The sequence below is a fragment of the Limnohabitans sp. T6-20 genome (genome assembly GCF_003063505.1).
GTDB lineage: Bacteria > Pseudomonadota > Gammaproteobacteria > Burkholderiales > Burkholderiaceae_C > Limnohabitans_A.
Map to the genome: position 1 here is coordinate 1,170,398 of NZ_NERW01000001.1, position 17,488 is coordinate 1,187,885.

19 protein-coding genes and 1 riboswitch are annotated in these 17,488 nt (G+C 59.7%); of the genes, 11 read left to right on the top strand and 8 right to left on the bottom strand.

Annotated features, from left to right (window positions below):
* The first annotated feature begins 91 nt into the window (after positions 1-91).
* A riboswitch (S-adenosyl-L-homocysteine riboswitch) is annotated at positions 92-188 on the top strand.
* 82 nt (positions 189-270) lie between these two features.
* The 4 genes from ahcY to B9Z33_RS05625 all read left to right on the top strand — a co-directional run bounded on the left by ahcY (position 271) and on the right by B9Z33_RS05625 (position 4,178).
* The gene (ahcY, locus tag B9Z33_RS05610; protein ID WP_108285933.1) at positions 271-1,704 is read left to right on the top strand and encodes an adenosylhomocysteinase; all 1,434 of its coding nucleotides are present in this window, start codon (positions 271-273) and stop codon (positions 1,702-1,704) included.
* A gap of 10 nt (positions 1,705-1,714) precedes the next feature.
* The gene (locus tag B9Z33_RS05615; RefSeq protein ID WP_108285934.1) at positions 1,715-2,563 is read left to right on the top strand and encodes a TlyA family RNA methyltransferase; all 849 of its coding nucleotides are present in this window, start codon (positions 1,715-1,717) and stop codon (positions 2,561-2,563) included.
* Positions 2,564-2,581: 18 nt separating this feature from the next.
* On the top strand, positions 2,582-3,412 hold the full coding sequence (gene metF / locus B9Z33_RS05620; RefSeq protein ID WP_108285935.1) for a methylenetetrahydrofolate reductase [NAD(P)H]: 831 nt from the start codon (positions 2,582-2,584) through the stop codon (positions 3,410-3,412).
* 166 nt (positions 3,413-3,578) lie between these two features.
* Positions 3,579-4,178: an OmpW family protein gene (locus tag B9Z33_RS05625; protein ID WP_108285936.1), complete on the top strand. Its 600-nt coding sequence runs from the start codon at positions 3,579-3,581 to the stop codon at positions 4,176-4,178.
* A gap of 68 nt (positions 4,179-4,246) precedes the next feature.
* Here B9Z33_RS05625 and B9Z33_RS05630 read toward each other — a convergent pair whose 3' ends face one another.
* From B9Z33_RS05630 to B9Z33_RS05655, 6 genes are all read right to left on the bottom strand, one after another.
* Positions 4,247-5,350 carry a 2Fe-2S iron-sulfur cluster-binding protein gene (locus B9Z33_RS05630; protein WP_108285937.1) on the bottom strand — a complete coding sequence of 368 codons (1,104 nt, stop codon included), beginning with the start codon at positions 5,348-5,350 and terminating at the stop codon, positions 4,247-4,249.
* Positions 5,351-5,374: 24 nt separating this feature from the next.
* Entirely contained in the window at positions 5,375-5,923 is a 549-nt protein-coding gene (gene paaD / locus B9Z33_RS05635) for a 1,2-phenylacetyl-CoA epoxidase subunit PaaD (protein ID WP_108285938.1), read from the bottom strand.
* A 9-nt stretch (positions 5,924-5,932) separates the two neighbouring features.
* Positions 5,933-6,715, bottom strand: a complete 783-nt coding sequence (gene paaC / locus B9Z33_RS05640) for a 1,2-phenylacetyl-CoA epoxidase subunit PaaC (protein ID WP_108286185.1) — start codon at positions 6,713-6,715, stop codon at positions 5,933-5,935.
* Positions 6,716-6,723: 8 nt separating this feature from the next.
* Positions 6,724-7,032: a 1,2-phenylacetyl-CoA epoxidase subunit PaaB gene (gene paaB, locus B9Z33_RS05645; protein WP_108285939.1), complete on the bottom strand. Its 309-nt coding sequence runs from the start codon at positions 7,030-7,032 to the stop codon at positions 6,724-6,726.
* Positions 7,029-8,060: a 1,2-phenylacetyl-CoA epoxidase subunit PaaA gene (gene paaA / locus B9Z33_RS05650; RefSeq protein ID WP_108285940.1), complete on the bottom strand. Its 1,032-nt coding sequence runs from the start codon at positions 8,058-8,060 to the stop codon at positions 7,029-7,031. The genes paaB and paaA overlap by 4 nt, the downstream gene beginning before the upstream one ends.
* A gap of 130 nt (positions 8,061-8,190) precedes the next feature.
* Positions 8,191-9,078, bottom strand: coding sequence for a 23S rRNA (adenine(2030)-N(6))-methyltransferase RlmJ (locus tag B9Z33_RS05655; protein WP_108285941.1), 888 nt, complete (start codon positions 9,076-9,078; stop codon positions 8,191-8,193).
* Positions 9,079-9,275: 197 nt separating this feature from the next.
* Here B9Z33_RS05655 and rplM point away from each other — a divergent pair, with 197 nt between their 5' ends.
* The 3 genes from rplM (at position 9,276) to erpA (ending at position 10,644) form a co-directional block, all read left to right on the top strand.
* Entirely contained in the window at positions 9,276-9,707 is a 432-nt protein-coding gene (rplM, locus tag B9Z33_RS05660; protein ID WP_089953382.1) for a 50S ribosomal protein L13, read from the top strand.
* Positions 9,708-9,718: 11 nt separating this feature from the next.
* Positions 9,719-10,111: a 30S ribosomal protein S9 gene (gene rpsI / locus B9Z33_RS05665; protein WP_108285942.1), complete on the top strand. Its 393-nt coding sequence runs from the start codon at positions 9,719-9,721 to the stop codon at positions 10,109-10,111.
* 167 nt (positions 10,112-10,278) lie between these two features.
* Positions 10,279-10,644, top strand: coding sequence for an iron-sulfur cluster insertion protein ErpA (gene erpA, locus B9Z33_RS05670; protein ID WP_090137811.1), 366 nt, complete (start codon positions 10,279-10,281; stop codon positions 10,642-10,644).
* A 33-nt stretch (positions 10,645-10,677) separates the two neighbouring features.
* Here the strand turns inward: erpA and B9Z33_RS05675 are convergent, their stop codons facing one another.
* Together B9Z33_RS05675 and B9Z33_RS05680 are read right to left on the bottom strand one after the other, a co-directional pair.
* A complete protein-coding gene (locus tag B9Z33_RS05675) occupies positions 10,678-11,814 on the bottom strand; it encodes an anhydro-N-acetylmuramic acid kinase (protein WP_108285943.1) in 1,137 nt (378 codons plus the stop codon).
* A gap of 91 nt (positions 11,815-11,905) precedes the next feature.
* Positions 11,906-13,372, bottom strand: a complete 1,467-nt coding sequence (locus tag B9Z33_RS05680; RefSeq protein WP_108286186.1) for a M23 family metallopeptidase — start codon at positions 13,370-13,372, stop codon at positions 11,906-11,908.
* A gap of 143 nt (positions 13,373-13,515) precedes the next feature.
* Here B9Z33_RS05680 and tyrS point away from each other — a divergent pair, with 143 nt between their 5' ends.
* From tyrS to B9Z33_RS05700, 4 genes are all read left to right on the top strand, one after another.
* Positions 13,516-14,748, top strand: coding sequence for a tyrosine--tRNA ligase (gene tyrS / locus B9Z33_RS05685; protein ID WP_108285944.1), 1,233 nt, complete (start codon positions 13,516-13,518; stop codon positions 14,746-14,748).
* A 61-nt stretch (positions 14,749-14,809) separates the two neighbouring features.
* Complete coding sequence (locus B9Z33_RS05690) at positions 14,810-15,736, top strand: cation diffusion facilitator family transporter (RefSeq protein WP_108285945.1); 927 nt, start codon at positions 14,810-14,812, stop codon at positions 15,734-15,736.
* On the top strand, positions 15,733-16,185 hold the full coding sequence (gene dtd / locus B9Z33_RS05695; protein ID WP_108285946.1) for a D-aminoacyl-tRNA deacylase: 453 nt from the start codon (positions 15,733-15,735) through the stop codon (positions 16,183-16,185). The genes B9Z33_RS05690 and dtd overlap by 4 nt, the downstream gene beginning before the upstream one ends.
* Positions 16,186-16,223: 38 nt before the next feature.
* Positions 16,224-17,474: a YncE family protein gene (locus tag B9Z33_RS05700; protein ID WP_158270178.1), complete on the top strand. Its 1,251-nt coding sequence runs from the start codon at positions 16,224-16,226 to the stop codon at positions 17,472-17,474.
* Positions 17,475-17,488 lie beyond the last annotated feature (14 nt).

Here is a 17,488-nt window from a genome sequence, read left to right on the forward strand (position 1 = left end):
CAAACCGGCTCAGTCTAGCGGAATCGACGGCAAACAGGGCTGCCATTCGCTGTGACGTGCATGGCTTGGCGTCAGCTGCGGTAGAATGCGGCCTTCCGAGGAGCGTTGCAGCGCCCCCTGACTTGTTCAAAAGTCGGCAGCGGGGCGTGAGGCTCGGAACCTTCATACAGCAACGACGCTCATCCACTCGACGTGCGGTGAGCCTGTTTTTCCCATTCAGTGCCTTCATCCACGCGTGTGGCTTATTCACATTTGCTTTGGAGCTGAAAAATGAATGCACGTTTGAACACTGCCATCAACGCCGATTGCGTGATCGCCGACATCGGCCTGGCCGATTGGGGCCGCAAAGAGATCAAGATCGCCGAAACCGAAATGCCCGGCCTGATGGCCATCCGCGAAGAATTTTCCAAGGCCCAGCCTCTGAAGGGCGCACGCATCACCGGTTCGCTGCACATGACCATTCAGACGGCCGTGCTGATCGAGACACTGCAAGCCCTGGGTGCCAACGTGCGCTGGGCTTCTTGCAACATCTTCTCAACCCAGGACCACGCCGCCGCCGCGATTGCCGCAGCCGGTACCCCCGTGTTCGCCATCAAGGGCGAAACTTTGGCCGATTACTGGGACTACACCCACCGCATCTTTGACTTTGGCGCAGCAGGCACCGAAGGCGAAGGCCCCAACATGATCCTGGACGACGGCGGCGATGCCACGCTGCTGATGCACCTGGGCAAGCGCGCCGAAAAAGACGCCAGCCTGATCGCCAACCCCACCAGCGAAGAAGAGACCTGCCTGTTCAACGCCATCAAGGCCAAGCTGGCCGTGGACCCGACCTGGTACAGCCGCAAGGGCGCGCACATCATCGGCGTGACCGAAGAAACCACCACCGGCGTGCTGCGCCTGAACGAGATGGCCGCCAAGGGCAGCCTGATGTTCCGCGCCATCAACGTGAACGACTCGGTGACCAAGAGCAAGTTTGACAACCTGTACGGCTGCCGCGAATCCTTGGTCGATTCGATCAAGCGCGCCACCGATGTGATGATCGCGGGCAAAGTGGCTTGCGTGGCCGGTTACGGCGACGTGGGCAAGGGCTCGGCCCAAGCCTTGCGCGCTTTGAGTGCCCAGGTGTGGGTGACCGAGATCGACCCGATCAACGCACTGCAAGCTGCGATGGAAGGTTACAAAGTCGTGACCATGGAATACGCTGCCGACAAGTGCGACATCTTCGTGTCGGCCACCGGCAACAAGAACGTGATCCGCTACGAGCACATGGCCGCCATGAAAGACGAAGCCATTGTTTGCAACATCGGTCACTTCGACAATGAGATCGATGTCGCTTCGCTCGAAAAACTGCAGTGGGACGAGATCAAGCCGCAAGTCGACCATGTCATCTTCCCCGATGGCAAGAAGATCACCCTGTTGGCCAAAGGCCGTCTGGTGAACCTGGGTTGCGCCACCGGCCACCCCAGCTTTGTGATGTCGTCTTCGTTCGCCAACCAGACCATCGCCCAGATTGAGCTGTTCACCAAGCAAGACCAATACGAGTCCGGCAAGGTCTATGTGTTGCCCAAGCACCTGGACGAAAAAGTCGCGCGTTTGCACCTGAAAAAGGTAGGCGCGATGCTGTCCGAACTCACCGACGAGCAAGCCGCTTACATCGGCGTGTCCAAAAACGGCCCTTACAAAGCCAACTCCTACCGTTACTGAAATTCACCGCATGCGCATTGATCAACTTCTCGTCGAACGCGGCCTGGCCGCTTCCCGCTCACAGGCTCAGCGCCTGATCGCCGGGGGCGTGCAGTGGCAGCTGCCCGACGGAAGTTGGCGTGCGGTGGTGAAAAACCGCGACGAGGTGCCCGAGAGCGCTGCTTTGCAGTTGCTCGACGACGCCGAGTCGCGCTATGTCTCGCGTGGTGGCCTCAAGCTCGAAGGGGCCTTGAAGGCCACGGGCGTGAAGGTGGATGGATTGCGGTGCCTCGATGTGGGCCAAAGCACCGGTGGTTTCACAGACTGCTTGCTGCAGCAAGGTGCTGCGCAGGTGGTGGGTGTGGACGTGGGGCATGCCCAGGTGCACCCGCGCATCCGCGAGGACGAGCGCGTGGTGTGCATCGAAGGCGTGAACGCCCGCGAGCTGGAGCCGGGGGATGAGCGCATTCCCGAAGCCTTGGAAGGGTTTGACTTGATGGTGGGCGATGTGTCCTTCATCTCGCTCACCCTTGTGCTGCCGGGCGTGGTGCATTTGCTCAAACCCACGGGGCAGTTGCTGATGCTGGTGAAACCCCAGTTTGAATTGCAACCCGGTCAGGTGGGCAAGGGCGGTATCGTGAAAGACGATACCCATTACCCCTTCATCGAGAACCGTGTGCGCACGGCTCTGACCGAGTTGGGCATGCAGGTGACGGCGTGGCTGGACAGTCCGATCGAGGGCGGTGACGGCAACCGTGAATTTTTTGTGCAGGCCTGCTGGCCTGACCCCGCTGCCGTGTTGCCCGCGCGCGAGGCCACACGCGTGGCACAAGAGGCCGATCTGGCCGCCAAGGCGTATGCCAAGGCCAACGACTATTGAATTTTTGAAGGTGAAGTGATGTCTGGTTTGAAGCTGCCGATCAGCCTGGAATTTTTTCCGCCCAAAACGCCCGAAGGCGCAGAGAAGCTGCGCGGTGTGCGTCAAGCGCTGTATGGCTTGAAGCCCGAGTTCTGCTCAGTGACCTACGGTGCCGGCGGTTCGACGCAAGAGGGCACTTTTGCCACAGTGGGTGAGATCCTGGCCGAGGGCGTGAGCGCAGCATCGCACTTCTCGTGCATTGGCGCGACCAAAGCCTCTGTGCGCGAAGAGCTGGCCACGCTCAAAGCGATGGGCGTCAAGCGTTTGGTGGCTTTGCGGGGTGACCTGCCCAGCGGCTATGGCGCGGGTGGCGAGTTCCATTACGCCAGCGATCTGGTGGCGTTCATTCGCTCCGAAACCGGTGACGATTTCCACATCGAAGTGGCGGCTTACCCCGAAATTCACCCACAAGCCAAATCGCCCGAATCCGATTTGCAGGCCTTTGCCACCAAAGTGAAGGCCGGAGCCAATTCGGCCATCACGCAATACTTCTACAACAGCGACGCGTATTTCCGCTTTGTGGACGATGCCTACAAATTGGGTGTCGATGTGCCGGTGGTGCCCGGCATCATGCCCATCACCAGCTCTTCGCAGTTGTTGCGCTTTTCGGACGCTTGCGGTGCAGAGATTCCGCGTTGGATCCGTTTGCGTTTGCAAGGCTATGGCGATGACATCGCGTCCATCAAGGCCTTTGGTCTCGATGTGGTGGCCGACTTGTGTGAGCAGCTCATCAACGGCGGGGTGCCTGCTTTGCACTTCTACACGATGAACCAGAGTGCTGCCACGACGGATATTTTGCGTCGGTTGTGAAGCGCACACAGCGGATTGGCCCGACGGGTTGGCTTGATGTGACGCAAGCTTTGACAAGATGCGCGGGTCTGGCACCGTTGCGTTTGATGAACCTCAAATGAGCGGTGGTATTTTGAGCATCCAATGAACTTGAGCACAAAGCTCTTCGTTCATAAGGAAAATCAAAATGAAAAAACAAACCATCGTTGCAGCCGTGTTGGCTGCTTGTTCTGTCACTGCCGCCATGGCGCAGGCTTCAGGCGAAGGCCCTTGGGTGGTGCGCGCACGCGCTGTGCATCTGGACATGGCCAACAAAGACGGCACGGGCTTGGGTTTGTCGGTCAACAACAAGACCATTCCTGAAGTGGATGTCAGTTATTTCTTCACCCCGAACTTGGCGGCTGAACTGGTGTTGACCGTGCCACAAAAGCAAACCGTGTCCTTGGGCGGCGCATCGATTGGCACGTTCAAGCATCTGCCGCCCAGTTTGCTGTTGCAATACCATTTCACCGGTCTGAATGGTTACAAGCCGTATGTCGGTGCGGGTGTGAATTACACCAAGATCACCAGCGTCAATTTGCTCAATGGCGGTGCGACCTTGGACGACCACAGTTGGGGCGGCGCTTTGCAAGTGGGCATGGACATCCCTTTGGACAAAAACTGGTCCCTGAACTTTGACCTCAAGAAGGTTTACATCCGTTCCGATGTGTTCGTCGGCACGGCCAATCAGGGCACTTTGAAGCTCGACCCCGTTTTGGTGGGGGTGGGTCTCGGTTATCGCTTCTGACCTGCCGTGGTTCAAAGCAAAACGCCCTGCACTGCAGGGCGTTTTTACTGGGGCAGTCCGGAGGCTGGTCAGCGTTCGTCGAAGCTCACCACCACGCGGTTGCTGGTGGGGCGGGCCTGGCAGGACAGGATGAAGCCCTGCTCGACTTCGGGCTTTTCAAGGGTGAAGTTTTTCTCCATCTCGGTCGTGCCTTCCACCACTTTGCAGCGGCAGGTGCAGCAAACGCCTGCTTTGCACGAATAGGGCAGGTCCAGGCCCAGCGACAGGGCGATGTCGAGGATCTTCTCGTTTTTGTTCATCGGCATGTCGTAGGGCTTGCCGTCCAGCACCACCGTCAGTTGCACCTCGCCGGCACCGCGTGTGGCCGGGTGACCCAGCACGGCTTGGCTGCGTTGCTCGGGGCTGAGTGCGTCGAGCGTGGGTGAGCTGAAGCGCTCGGTGCGGATGCGCTCGGCCTTGACGCCTGCACCGAGCAATGTCTTCTCGGTTTCTTCGATCATGGCCTCGGGGCCGCAGATGAAGACTTCGTCCATGCTACCCACGGGCAAAAATGCGTCGATGATGGCTTGCACTTTGGCGGCGTCAATGCGGCCTTCCAGCAAAGGCACTTCTTGCGCTTGGCGCGACAGGACGTGTATCAGCGTCAGGCGATCGGGGTAGCGGTCTTTCAGGTCTTGCAGCGCCTCGTTGAACATGACGCTGTCCATGCGGCGGTTTCCGTAGACCAGGGTGAATTTGGATTCAGGCTGCTCTTCGAGCGTGCTCGACAAGATGGACAGGATGGGCGTGATGCCCGAGCCTGCCGCAAAGCCCACCCGGTGAATGGCACGTGGCCGTTGCACCACAAAGCGACCGTCAGGCGGCATCACGCGCAGGGTGTCACCTGCTTGGAGTTGTGTCGCAGCCCAGTTGGAAAACACACCACCTTCGACAGGCCGGATGCCCACTTCGAGCACGCCTTGTTTTTGCAGTTGGCTGCGGGCCGAGCTGATGGAGTAGCTGCGGCGCACATCGTTGCCATGGATGCTGGCGCGCAAGGTCAGGAATTGGCCGGGCTGAAAGTCAAAGCTGCTGCGCAGGTCGGAGGGAACTGTCAGCGCAATGGCGACGGCGCCTGCCGCTTCGGGTGTGATGCGTGCAACTTGGAGGTCATGAAAGCGGAGTGCGGACATGGTGCTTCACTGCGGCAAGGCAGCTCAGTAAGGTTTGAAGTAATCGAAGGGTTCCATGCAGGCCAGGCACCGGTAAAGGGCTTTGCATGCGGTGGAGCCGAAGTGGGAGGTTTCGGTGGTGTTGGCCGAGCCGCATTGCGGGCAGTGCACCACCTCGGGTTTGGCGCTGCGCGCTGCAAACTGCACCACGTTGGCCGAGCCCGATTTTTCGCTGGCGCAGGCGTGCGGCGGGGCGATGCCATAAGCGCGCAGTTTGTCCTTGGCGGCTTCGCTCATCCAGTCGGTGGTCCAGGCCGGGGCCAGCTGCGTGACCACGCGGCCTTGCAGCCCGTGGGCTTGCAGCAGGGCTTTCACGTCGTCTTCGATCTGGCCCATGGCGGGGCAGCCGCTGTAGGTGGGCGTGATGACCACTTCGAGCCCCGTGGCGCTTGCACGCACATCGCGCAGGATGCCCAGCTCGCGCAGCGTGACGACCGGGATTTCCGGGTCGGTCAGTGCGTCGAGCAGGCTCCACGCACGGGCCACATCGGTGGTGTGGCTCAGCGAAGAGGTGGGCGCAGCAGTCAAGGCCATGGGTGTGAATTACCAGGTCGCTTCGGGGTGCGCACGGGCCAAGCTTTGCATTTCTGCCAGCACAAAGCCCAAGTGCTCGGAGTGGATGCCTTGTTTGCCGGTGGGCACAAAGCCGCCGTCGGCTGGGCGCTGGAGTGTGGCTTCCTTCAACGCTTCGTCCACGATCTGATTCCAGTCGGATTGCAGTGCAGCCATGTCGATGCCGGTGCCATTGGCCTGTGCGGCCTGCTCTTGCGGGCTGGTGCTCCAGAACTCTTGGCAATAGGGCAGCAGTTGGTCCAGCGCCGCTTGCGCCTTGGCGTGCGACGCTTCGGTGCCGTCGCCCATGCGCACCAGCCAGTCACGCGAATGGCGCAGGTGGTAGCGCACTTCCTTGAGCGACTTGGCGGCAATGGCGGCCAATTGCGTGTCTTTGGAGGTTTGCAATTGGTCCCAGACCAGCACCATCAGGCTGCTGTACAAAAAGTTGCGAACGATGGTGATGGCAAAGTCGCGGTCACCTTGGGCGGTGGCCGACATGAGCGGCATGTGGGGCAGTTCGCACAGGGTGTAGTTTTTGAAGTCGGGCACATCGCGAAAGTACGCGAGCGTGTCTTCGGTGGCTGTGCCGCCTTGCAGTTCGGCCGCACGTTGGTACAGCATGCGGGCCTGACCGATCAGGTCCAGGCTGTTGTTGGACAGTGCGATGTCTTCTTCGAGGATGGGGCCGTGGCCACACCATTCGGCGTTGCGCTGACCGAGGATCAGCGCGTTGTCTGCGAGGTGCAGCAGGTAATCAACAGGGGCGTTCATGGTGGCGCTCACATGTGTCCGACTTCGTCGGGGATCACGTAAAACGTCGGGTGGCGGTACACCTTGTCGCTGGCCGGATCGAAGAACTCTGGCTTGTCATTCGGCTCACTGGCCGAGATGCTGGCCGAGGGCACGACCCAGATGCTCACGCCTTCCTGGCGGCGGGTGTATACATCACGCGCCATTTGCAGGGCGTGCTCGGAGTCTGATGCGTGCAGGCTGCCGCAATGCTTGTGTTCCAGGCCTTGCTTGCTGCGGACAAAAACCTCCCACAGAGGCCATTCTTTCAATGCGGCGGTATTGGCGGGGGTGCTCATGCTGCTTCCTTCATTTGACGCGCTTGTTGTTTTTGGGCGTGGGCCAGGGCCGCTTCGCGCACCCAGGCTCCGTCGTTCCAGGCCTTGACACGGGCACCCAGGCGCTCCTTGTTGCAGGGGCCGTTGCCGTTCACGGTGGCCCAGAACTCGTCCCAGTCGATCTGGCCGTAGTCGTGGGCCTGGCGTGCTTCGTTCCACTTGAGGTCGGGGTCGGGCAGGGTCACGCCCAGCACCTTGGCTTGCGGCACGGTGGCGTCTACAAACTTCTGGCGCAGGTCGTCGTTGCTGATGCGCTTGATGCCCCAGCGCATGCCTTGCGCGCTGTTGGGGCTGTCGGCGTCTGGCGGGCCAAACATGGCCAGGCACTTCCACCACCAGCGGTTGACGGCGTCTTGCACCATGGCTTTTTGTTCGGCCGTGCCTTGCATCATGACCAGCAGTGCTTCGTAGCCCTGGCGCTGGTGGAAGCTTTCTTCCTTGCACACGCGCACCATGGCGCGGGCATAAGGGCCGTAAGAGCAGCGGCACAGCGGCACCTGGTTCATGATGGCTGCGCCATCGACCAGCCAGCCGACCACGCCCACATCGGCCCAGTTGAGCGTGGGGTAATTGAAGATGGAGCTGTATTTGGCCTTGCCGGTGTGCAGCGCGTCCAGCATCTGGTCACGGCTGGTGCCCAGGGTTTCTGCGGCGCTGTACAGGTACAGGCCATGGCCGCCTTCGTCTTGCACTTTGGCGATCAAAATCGCTTTGCGTTTGAGGCTGGGGGCGCGGCTGATCCAGTTGCCTTCGGGCAGCATGCCGACGATTTCGCTGTGGGCATGTTGGCTGATCTGGCGCACCAGGGTCTTGCGGTAGGCCTCTGGCATCCACTCGCGCGGTTCGATGCGGCCATCGGCATCGATGCGGGCGTCAAATTGGGCCTGCAGGGCGGCATCTTGCGCACTCAGGGCTTTGGGAACGGCTTTCAGACCGGCCGACTTGGCGTCGTCGGATCCGTCCGGGACGCTGAAAGATTGCGTGTACATGGGCTTCTCCTGCGCCAAACAGGATGGGATGATCGCGGCGCGGGTGCCAGTATATCAATTAACCGACCGATCGGTCGGTTAATTTAAACGCGTCAGAGTCAGGACTTTCCCTGATCTGTGGGGCGTGGGTTCAGGACGACTCAACCTGCCAGCTTTTGCCGGTGCCGCGAGCCAAGGCGGGCCCGACCACATCCAGGGCTTTGCGGATCTGGTCCTTCAGGGTGAAGGGCGGGTTGATGACAAACATACCGCTGGCCACCAGGCCACCTTCGTCGCCAGGGCCTCGACCGATGGCCAAGGTCGCGTTGAGCCAGGGCTTTTGGGCCTGGTTGGCCAGGGTGCGCAGGCGGCGTGGCAGATCGTGGGCTTCCGGGCGCGGAATGATCGGGTACCAGACCAGGTAGGTGCCGGTAGAAAAGCGTTTCAGGTATTCCTGAATAACGCTTGCAACCTTGCCGTAATCGGATTTGATTTCGTAGCTGGGGTCGATCAGCACCATGGCCCGTTTGGAGCCGGTGGCCGAGGCGGGTGGGGGCAGGAGCTTTTTGAGGGCTTCAAAGCCATCTTCGCGGCTGACGGTGATGGTGCGACCGGCACCCAGCTGCGCTATGTTGGAGGTCAACGATTTGCTGTCGGTGGGGTGCAGCTCAAACAGGCGCAGGCGGTCGCGTGAGGCGTGGCGCATCAGTTTGTGCATCAAAAAGGGCGAGCCGGGGTAAATTTTGGCTTGCCCATTGGGGTTGAAGCTGGCGATCTGCTCCAGATAATCCTGCACGGGGTCAGGCAAGGCATCGAGCTTTTCTGCCGCAGCCAGCAGCTTGAACAGCCCGTCTTCTGCTTCGGCGCCTTTTTGGGAATAGTCGCCGTCCAGGCGGTACAAACCGGCCCCGGCATGGGTGTCAATGAGGGTGATGCCTGCCTCTTTTTGCATGAGGTGGCGCATGGTGGCCAGCAAGGTGATGTGTTTGAGCACATCCGCATGGTTGCCGGCGTGGAAAGCGTGTCGATAACTGAACATGCTCCGATGGTAACCAATAAGCCCCGCAAGTCCTTGATTTTTCGTATAATGGCAGGCTTCGCAGCGATTTTGTGGCCCCGCGGCGAAGACGCCCAGACCTGTCAAGGTCAAAGCAATCTCCCACCTAAGAGGTTCCCAACAGAGGAACACCGACCGTGGAAAAGGGCCCGACAAACCTTTCTTCAAAGAGAAAACTCATGACAACAACTTTCAGCGCCAAACCCGCTGAGGTCGTGCACGAGTGGTTTGTGATTGACGCGACCGACAAGGTCCTCGGACGAGTAGCCAGCGAAGTTGCTCTCCGTTTGCGCGGCAAACACAAGGCCATTTACACGCCTCACGTCGACACCGGTGACTTCATCGTCATCATCAATGCTGCCCAGCTCAAAGTGACTGGCACCAAGACCATCGACAAAGTGTATTACCGTCACTCGGGCTATCCCGGCGGTATCACTGCAACCAACTTCCGCGACATGCAAGCCAAGCACCCTGGCCGCGCACTCGAGAAGGCTGTCAAGGGCATGTTGCCCAAGGGCCCACTCGGTTACGCCATGATCAAGAAACTCAAGGTGTATGGTGGCGCTGAGCACCCACACACCGCCCAACAGCCTAAAGTGCTGGACATCTAAGGAGCCTTGAGATGATTGGTGAATGGAACAATGGCACAGGCCGTCGCAAATCCAGCGTCGCCCGCGTGTTTCTGAAAAAAGGCACTGGCAAGATCACGGTCAATGGCAAGGACATCCAAGCCTACTTCGGCCGCGAGACTTCGATCATGATCGCCAAGCAACCCCTCATGTTGACCAACCATGCCGAAACTTTCGACATCATGATCAACGTGCACGGTGGTGGTGAATCCGGTCAAGCCGGTGCATCGCGCCACGGCATCACCCGCGCCCTGATTGACTACGACGCAACGCTCAAGCCCGTGCTGAGCCAAGCTGGTTTTGTCACTCGTGACGCTCGTGAAGTCGAACGTAAAAAGGTCGGCTTCCACTCAGCCCGCCGCCGCAAGCAGTTCTCCAAGCGTTAATCCGCTTTCCTGCTTCGTCAAAAAGCCGCACCGGTTCGCCGTGGCGGCTTTTTTCATGGGGGCTTGGGCTGTCAAAAGCCCACAAGCCCAGTAGCGTTACTGCCGGACGGCGGCCGTAATTCCCGACCAGCGCGCTATACTATTTGGCATTGAACCGGAGAAACACCATGAGCGCTGTTGCTGAAAATATCCAGACCGAAATGCCTGCCCCGATTGTCTTCACCGACAGCGCGGCCGCCAAAGTGGCTGACCTGATTGCCGAAGAAGGCAACCCCGATCTGAAGCTGCGCGTGTTTGTGCAAGGTGGCGGCTGTTCGGGCTTCCAGTACGGTTTCACTTTTGATGAAATCACCAACGAAGACGACACGACCATGAGCAAAAACGGCGTGTCGCTGTTGATCGATGCGATGAGCTACCAGTACCTGATTGGGGCCGAAATTGATTACAAGGAAGACCTGCAAGGTGCGCAGTTTGTGATCAAGAACCCGAATGCCACCTCCACCTGCGGCTGCGGATCGTCGTTTTCGACCTGATTTGAAGCGTAGGCGAGCAGCGCTCGCTTGCCATCAGCGGGGGTAAATGGCCCCCAACACACGGGCGCCTCTGGCGCCCGTGACGCTTGGCAGGCTCGCGGTTTCTCGCCGCATGGTTTTGAAGGCCAGCCAGGCAAAAGCCGCCGCTTCGACTTGCAAGGGCGGCAAGCCCCGCGCCTCGCTGCTGATCACCTGCAATGGGGGCAAATGATGGGCCAGGCGCGCCATCAGGTGGCCGTTCAATGCGCCCCCCCCACAAACAAGCAAGGATGACGCATCACTGGCGTGGCGCTGTACATCGTGGGCGCACGCCAAGGCGGTGTATTCGGTCAGCGTGGCCTGCACGTCCACGGCTGACAAGTCGGCTCGACTTTGGACATGTCGCGCCAGCCAAGCCGGGTTGAACAAGTCGCGGCCCGTGCTTTTGGGGGGCGCGTCTTGAAGGAAGGGCTCGGTCAGCAATGCTGCCAACAGGGTGGCGTTGACTTGGCCTGTTGCGGCCCAGTCGCCGTTTCGGTCAAAGGGCTGGCCTGTGTGGGTGGCGCACCAGAAGTCCATCAAGGCGTTGCCGGGACCGCAGTCCCAGCCGGTCACCACAGTGCCAGGCCGCAGCACACTGATGTTGGAGATGCCGCCGATGTTGAGCACAGCCACGCAAGCGTCTGGCTGTGCAAACACACCCTGGTGGAAGGCGGGCACCAAAGGCGCACCTTGACCGCCAGCGGCCAAATCACGGTTGCGAAAATCGGCCACCACATCCATGCCTGTGAGTTCGGCGAGCAAGGAGGGGTTGTTCAACTGGAGCGTGTAGCCCACAGCGGCTTGCTGTTTGGCTGCGTCACCATCAAAAGCCAGAGGGCGGTGGCGCACCGTTTGCCCGTGTGCACCGATGGCGGTGATGCCTTGCGCTGACATGCGGCTTTGTTGCAGCAGGTCATGAACCACTTCGGCATAGTGGCGTGCAATCTGGTTACCAGCCAAGGCGCTGAGGTGCAGTTCGTCGGGGCCACTTTGGTTGAGTGCCATCAACGTGGCTTTGAAAGACGCATCAAAAGCCACAAAAGCATGAGCTTTGACCTGAATGTGCCCGCGTGCATCGATGCTGGCCAAGACGCCATCGGCGCCATCGAGTGAGGTGCCCGACATCAGGCCAATGAAGTGCTCAGTCATGTGAAGTGGCGGTCAAAGAGATGGCGTGGTTTGCTTGGCGGTCGATGCCCAGCGGCAAAGCATCAAAAAAGGGCCTTGCGGCCCTTGGAAATCACTGCGCTGCGCCTTCGCGCATTTGCGCTGCGGCTTCGAGCTGTGCTCGGGCTTCTGCAGCCGTGGATCTGAAACGCGCCATGGCCGAGGGGCTGAGGGGCGTGCTTTGGGCTTGCTGAATGACCTTGTCAGGGTCCATGTGCACCCCGTTGACACGGAACTCAAAGTGCAGGTGTGGGCCGGTGGACCAACCTGTGGTGCCTACGGCACCAATCGTTTGACCTTTTTGCACGCTTTGGCCATTGCGAACCAGAATGCGACTGAGGTGGGCATAAACCGTGGAGTGGTTGCCGCCATGGCGAACGATCACCACATTGCCGAACCCGCCTTGAACGCCCGCAAATTCGACCACGCCATCGCCCACGGTTTGCGCGGGTGTGCCGGTCGGGGCTGCATAGTCCACACCCAAGTGGGCTTTCATGGTCTGGAAGATGGGATGCAAACGCATGCTGAAGCCGCTGGTCTTGCGTGAGAAAGCCACGGGCGATGCCAGGTAGGCGCGGCTCAGGCTTTTACCGTCCAGGCTGTAATAGTTGCCTTTTTGACCGGGTTCTTGATGCCAGACGGCTTGGTAAGTCTTGTTGTCGTTGTTGAACTCGGCGGTCAACACACGGCCGGTCCGAACGGGCTCGCCATCGGCTTCCAGAACTTCATAGACCACAGAGAACCGTGCGCCCTTGCGCAGGGTGCGGTGAAAGTCGATCTGGTTTGAAAAAATCTGGGTCAGCTGACCAATGACGGCATCTGGCAGTCGGGCTTCGTCGGCGGCGTCATACAGGGAGCTGGCCACCGTACCACCCGTCATGCGGATGCTGGTGTTCATGGGCGATGTTTCCAGGGCCGCTTGCAGGCCTTGTGGCGTGCGCTTGACGACCAGGCGCTGGAAAAAGGTGTCTGTTTCGTTGTTCAGCCAGCGAACACTCAGTTGGCGCAAGTGTTGTTGGCTGTCTGCGTCTGCCAAGACCGATCTGCCAGCTTGTTTCAAGGCTTGCTTGACCAACGGGTTGTTGCGCAAAAAAGCCGCAGCTTGCGGGTCGACCAGGCCCAGGCGACGCAACAAACTTTCGGGCGTGTCCGATGCCCGTGTGCTGTCGGTGCGCGTGAGGCTGATGTCGACCAGGTCGAGCGATTTCGCCTGTTCTTGCAGTTTGTCAATTTCGACGGGCACCGTCACCGTGACAATCGGCTGCTTGGAAATGTCCGGCCCCAAATTGGCAATGGCAAATGCCCCCCCACCGCCGGCCAACAAAACGGAAGCGAGTGTTGTGCTGATGGTTTTGGGGTGTCGGCTCAACCAGCGGACCACCGTTTGAAGCACGCGGGTCAATTGAGGATGTTGCCCATCCAGCCACGCGAGCACGCGTTGGGTGGCGATCAGCACTGCACCCAGCACAGCGGTGCACAGGAACAGAAAGCCAATGAACAGGGAGACCAGTCGGGACTGGATGGAAGAGAGAAATTGCATCAATTCGGGGTGTTTCACTTGCCTCATGCATCTTGCGATGAGGTGTTGCGATGGGCACAGTCAGGCCGCCCCTAAAATGGACGACTTGGACAAAATGGGCCATTGTACCGGTCTGTACCCATCTGACTTTAGAAAAAACCCTTATGAATCAAGCGCTTGTTACAAAATTCCCGGTCACGGACAAGACCCGTAACGCTTTGGAAGTCACCTTGCGGGGCTGCGAGGAGCTGATTCCCAAGGAAGATTGGCTGCAAAAGCTGGCCAAATCCGAAGCCACCGGTGTGCCCTTGCGCATCAAACTGGGCTTGGATCCGACGGCACCCGACATCCACATCGGGCACACCGTGGTGCTCAACAAGATGCGCCAGCTGCAGGATCTGGGGCACCAGGTCATCTTTTTGATTGGCGACTTCACCAGCCTGATTGGCGATCCTTCGGGCCGCAACAGCACCCGCCCGCCACTCACGCCCGAGCAAATCAAGCTCAACGCCGAAACTTATTACAAACAGGCCAGCATGGTGCTGGACCCGGCCAAAACCGAGATCCGCTACAACAGCGAATGGAGCCTGCCTCTGGGCTCCATGGGCATGATTCAGCTGGCCTCCAAGTACACCGTGGCCCGCATGATGGAGCGCAACGACTTCCATGACCGCTTCCATGCGGGTACGCCCATCAGCGTGCACGAGTTTTTGTACCCCTTGATGCAGGGCTATGACTCGGTGGCGCTCAAGTCTGACCTCGAGTTGGGCGGCACAGACCAGAAGTTCAACCTGCTTATGGGCCGTCACCTGCAAGCCGAATACGGTCAGGAACAGCAATGCATCTTGACCATGCCGCTGCTCGAAGGTCTGGACGGCGTGGACAAGATGTCCAAGTCCAAGAACAACTACATCGGCATTGCCGAAGAGCCCAACACCATGTTTGCCAAGGTGCTGAGCATTTCCGATGTGTTGATGTGGCGCTGGTTCACCTTGTTGTCCTTCAAGTCCATGGCCGAGATCGAGGCGCTCAAGAAAGAAGTCGAAGGCGGCCGCAATCCCAAAGACGTCAAAGTCATGTTGGCCAAAGAGATCACGGCGCGGTTTCACAGCGCAGCTGCGGCCGATGCGGCCGAGCAGGATTTCATCAACCGCAGCAAGGGCGGCGTGCCCGATGACATCCCTGAAGTGACCCTGTCGGGCGCACCCATGGGCATTGGCGCTTTGCTCAAAGCGGCCGGGCTGGCCCCCTCCACCACCGAAGCCGGTCGTCTGGTTGATGGCGGCGGCGTGCGCGTGGACTCCAGTGTGGTCAGCGATAAGGGGCTCAAGCTCGAAGCGGGCACTTACATTGTGCAAGTTGGCAAGCGCAAGTTTGCCAAAGTCACGCTGGCCTGAGCGGCAGGCATGAGGGCTCCATGTTCATCCCCAGTTCATCGCGACGGGGTATGCTGAAACCATGAAAAGATTTGATTCCTGGATGACACCCACCCGCATGTTGTGGGCCTCTGTGGTGGTGGCGTTGATCACGATTGGCCTGAAAACGCTGGCTTGGTGGTTGACCGACTCGGTCGGCCTGCTGTCGGACGCCATGGAGTCACTGGTGAACCTGGCCAGCGCGATTTTTGGTTTGATGATGGTCACCGTGGCGGCTATGCCTGCCGATGACGACCACCCTTACGGGCACCACAAAGCGGAATATTTTTCTTCGGGTTTTGAGGGCATTCTCATTTTGGTGGCCGCTTTGGGCATCATTTGGGCCGCCGCCCATCGCATTTTTGACCCGCAACCCATAGAACAAGTGGGTTTGGGCTTGGCTTTGTCGGTGGGCAGTTCGGCCCTGAACGGCTTGTTGGCCTGGCTGATGTTTCGCGCTGCCAAACAGCACCGCTCGCTGGCGCTGGAGGCGGACGCCCTGCATCTGGTGACCGATGTCTGGACGTCAGCCGGCGTGGTGATGGGCATCGCTTTGGTCAGCGTGACCGGCTGGTTGTGGCTGGACGCGCTGGTGGCCATTGCCGTGGCCCTGAACATCCTGAAGGAAGGCTGGCACCTGATTTGGGTGTCTTCACAAGGGTTGATGGACGAAGCACTGGAGCCTGAGGTTTTGGCCGAAGTGCAAAAAGTGCTGGATGGTTTCGCACACCAACGAGGCGAAGTGGAAATCATCCGCTTTGACCACCTGCACACCCGCAAAGCCGGGCAGCGGCGTTTTGTCGATGTGCACATGCACATGCCTGCGAGCTGGACATTGGGGCGCGCGGCGGCATTGCGCGGCAGCGTCGAGCAAGCCTTGATGAGCGAGGTGCCCGGATTGCGCGCCACCATCCAACTTTTGCCCAGCGATGTGGAAGCGCATTTTCACGATGCCCGGGATTTGAAATGATTGCGGTTTTGCAGCGCGTGAGCGAAGCCAGCGTGCGGGTGGATGGCACCGTGATCGGCCAGATTGGCGCGGGCTTGCTGGTGCTGTTGTGCGCAGAAAAGGGCGATACCGATGATGTGGCCGACAAAATGCTCGCCAAGATCCTCAAGCTGCGCATCTTCGGTGACGACGCTGGCAAGATGAATTTGAGCGTGCAGGACGTGCAGGGTGGGTTGCTGGTGGTCAGCCAGTTCACTTTGGCTGCAGATGTGGCTTCGGGGACCCGTCCGGGTTTTTCGGCGGCTGCTGCACCCGAAGAAGGTCGGCGACTTTATGACCACTTCGTGGCCCGCGCACAGCAGTTGCATGCGGTGGTTCAGACCGGGCGTTTCGCAGCCGACATGAAGGTCGCTTTGGTCAATGATGGCCCGGTGACAATCCCCATGACGTTGCGCGCCTCCGGGGCTTGAGCAAACAATGGATGGCTGATTTTTGTGAGTTCTTCAAAATGAAAAAACTTTTTTGGACCGGGTGTATTGCCGGCATGTTGTGGGTGTTTGGCGCGCAGGCGCAAGAGTCATTGGTTCGCGTGGGGCGTATCCAGGCGCTGGGCAAGACCAATGCCCCCCAGGACATCTATGACGTGCGGATTCAATCCCCCAAGTCCGCGATGTTCTCGCAAGACGGCAAGAAGCTTTACATCAATGCACTGGAAGGTGGGCAAACGCTGGTTTACAGCTTTCCAGAGCTGCAGCCGCTGAAGTCGATTGACCACACCTTTGGCCCGGCCGACGCCGCGCTCTTCCAGAACGAAACCACGGTTTTCGGCTACCCCTATTTCCATGGCAAGTCGGGACAGTACAACCATTTCCTGGGCAAGCCCGTCGAAATGGCGATGTCGCACAACGGCAAATACCTTTGGGTGCCCTATTACCGCCGCAGCTTTGACCTCAATGCCTCGTCGCCCTCGGCATTGGCCATCATTGACATGCAAACCGACAAAGTGGTGCGTGTCATGCCTACGGGCCCTTTGCCCAAATATGTGGCCATTTCCCCCGATTCCCGTCAGGCGGTGGTGACACATTGGGGCGACAACACCTTGGGGGTTCTGGACATCAGTGCAGACCATCCGCGTGACTTCCGCTACAGCGGGCACTGGGTGGTGGAGCGCAAACTGCCAACCGAAGGCATCAAAGGCAACCGAGACAGCAATTGCGGCTTTTGTTTGCGCGGCACGGTCTACACGCCAGACGGGCAGACCGTGCTGGTGGCCCGCATGGGCGGCGGAGGTGTGGCTGGTTTCGAGGCCGCCACAGGGCGTTACCTGGGTACCGTGACCGACATCGTGCCCAATCCCCGGCATGTGGTGATCAGCCACGATGGTCGGACGCTGTATGTCAGCGGCAACCAAAGTGGGCTGGTGGGGCGTTACGACCTCGCAGCCGTGGTGCAGGCCCTCAAAAAGGCTGACGCGCAGCGCGTCGCAGGGCCCGGTGGCCGCAGTCTGAGCGTGGGCATGGGGGTTCGAACCATCGAGTTGAGCCCGGATCAGCGCAGTCTGTATGCCGCCATCAACAACGATGCGCGACTGGTCAAAGTCGATCTGGCTTCGTGGTCTGTGGTCGCGCGCAGCGAGGTGGACCCGTTCACTGTCGGCTTGGCCGTCAGCCCGGATGGCAAGACCATCGTGACCACCAGCCAGGGGCGCGAGATGGTGGGCGGCTACTCGGTTGGCTTTTATCGCGATTCCGGGCGGTGAAGCGCCGTTGTCCG

What these genes read in the sequence shown, in the direction of transcription:
- ahcY (WP_108285933.1), top strand. Translation starts at nt 271, where the DNA reads ATGAATGCACGTTTGAACACTGCCATCAACGCCGATTGCGTGATCGCC.
- B9Z33_RS05615 (WP_108285934.1), top strand. Translation starts at nt 1,715, where the DNA reads ATGCGCATTGATCAACTTCTCGTCGAACGCGGCCTGGCCGCTTCCCGC.
- metF (WP_108285935.1), top strand. Translation starts at nt 2,582, where the DNA reads ATGTCTGGTTTGAAGCTGCCGATCAGCCTGGAATTTTTTCCGCCCAAA.
- B9Z33_RS05625 (WP_108285936.1), top strand. Translation starts at nt 3,579, where the DNA reads ATGAAAAAACAAACCATCGTTGCAGCCGTGTTGGCTGCTTGTTCTGTC.
- B9Z33_RS05630 (WP_108285937.1), bottom strand. Translation starts at nt 5,350, where the DNA reads ATGTCCGCACTCCGCTTTCATGACCTCCAAGTTGCACGCATCACACCC.
- paaD (WP_108285938.1), bottom strand. Translation starts at nt 5,923, where the DNA reads ATGGCCTTGACTGCTGCGCCCACCTCTTCGCTGAGCCACACCACCGAT.
- paaC (WP_108286185.1), bottom strand. Translation starts at nt 6,715, where the DNA reads ATGAACGCCCCTGTTGATTACCTGCTGCACCTCGCAGACAACGCGCTG.
- paaB (WP_108285939.1), bottom strand. Translation starts at nt 7,032, where the DNA reads ATGAGCACCCCCGCCAATACCGCCGCATTGAAAGAATGGCCTCTGTGG.
- paaA (WP_108285940.1), bottom strand. Translation starts at nt 8,060, where the DNA reads ATGTACACGCAATCTTTCAGCGTCCCGGACGGATCCGACGACGCCAAG.
- B9Z33_RS05655 (WP_108285941.1), bottom strand. Translation starts at nt 9,078, where the DNA reads ATGTTCAGTTATCGACACGCTTTCCACGCCGGCAACCATGCGGATGTG.
- rplM (WP_089953382.1), top strand. Translation starts at nt 9,276, where the DNA reads ATGACAACAACTTTCAGCGCCAAACCCGCTGAGGTCGTGCACGAGTGG.
- rpsI (WP_108285942.1), top strand. Translation starts at nt 9,719, where the DNA reads ATGATTGGTGAATGGAACAATGGCACAGGCCGTCGCAAATCCAGCGTC.
- erpA (WP_090137811.1), top strand. Translation starts at nt 10,279, where the DNA reads ATGAGCGCTGTTGCTGAAAATATCCAGACCGAAATGCCTGCCCCGATT.
- B9Z33_RS05675 (WP_108285943.1), bottom strand. Translation starts at nt 11,814, where the DNA reads ATGACTGAGCACTTCATTGGCCTGATGTCGGGCACCTCACTCGATGGC.
- B9Z33_RS05680 (WP_108286186.1), bottom strand. Translation starts at nt 13,372, where the DNA reads ATGCAATTTCTCTCTTCCATCCAGTCCCGACTGGTCTCCCTGTTCATT.
- tyrS (WP_108285944.1), top strand. Translation starts at nt 13,516, where the DNA reads ATGAATCAAGCGCTTGTTACAAAATTCCCGGTCACGGACAAGACCCGT.
- B9Z33_RS05690 (WP_108285945.1), top strand. Translation starts at nt 14,810, where the DNA reads ATGAAAAGATTTGATTCCTGGATGACACCCACCCGCATGTTGTGGGCC.
- dtd (WP_108285946.1), top strand. Translation starts at nt 15,733, where the DNA reads ATGATTGCGGTTTTGCAGCGCGTGAGCGAAGCCAGCGTGCGGGTGGAT.
- B9Z33_RS05700 (WP_158270178.1), top strand. Translation starts at nt 16,224, where the DNA reads ATGAAAAAACTTTTTTGGACCGGGTGTATTGCCGGCATGTTGTGGGTG.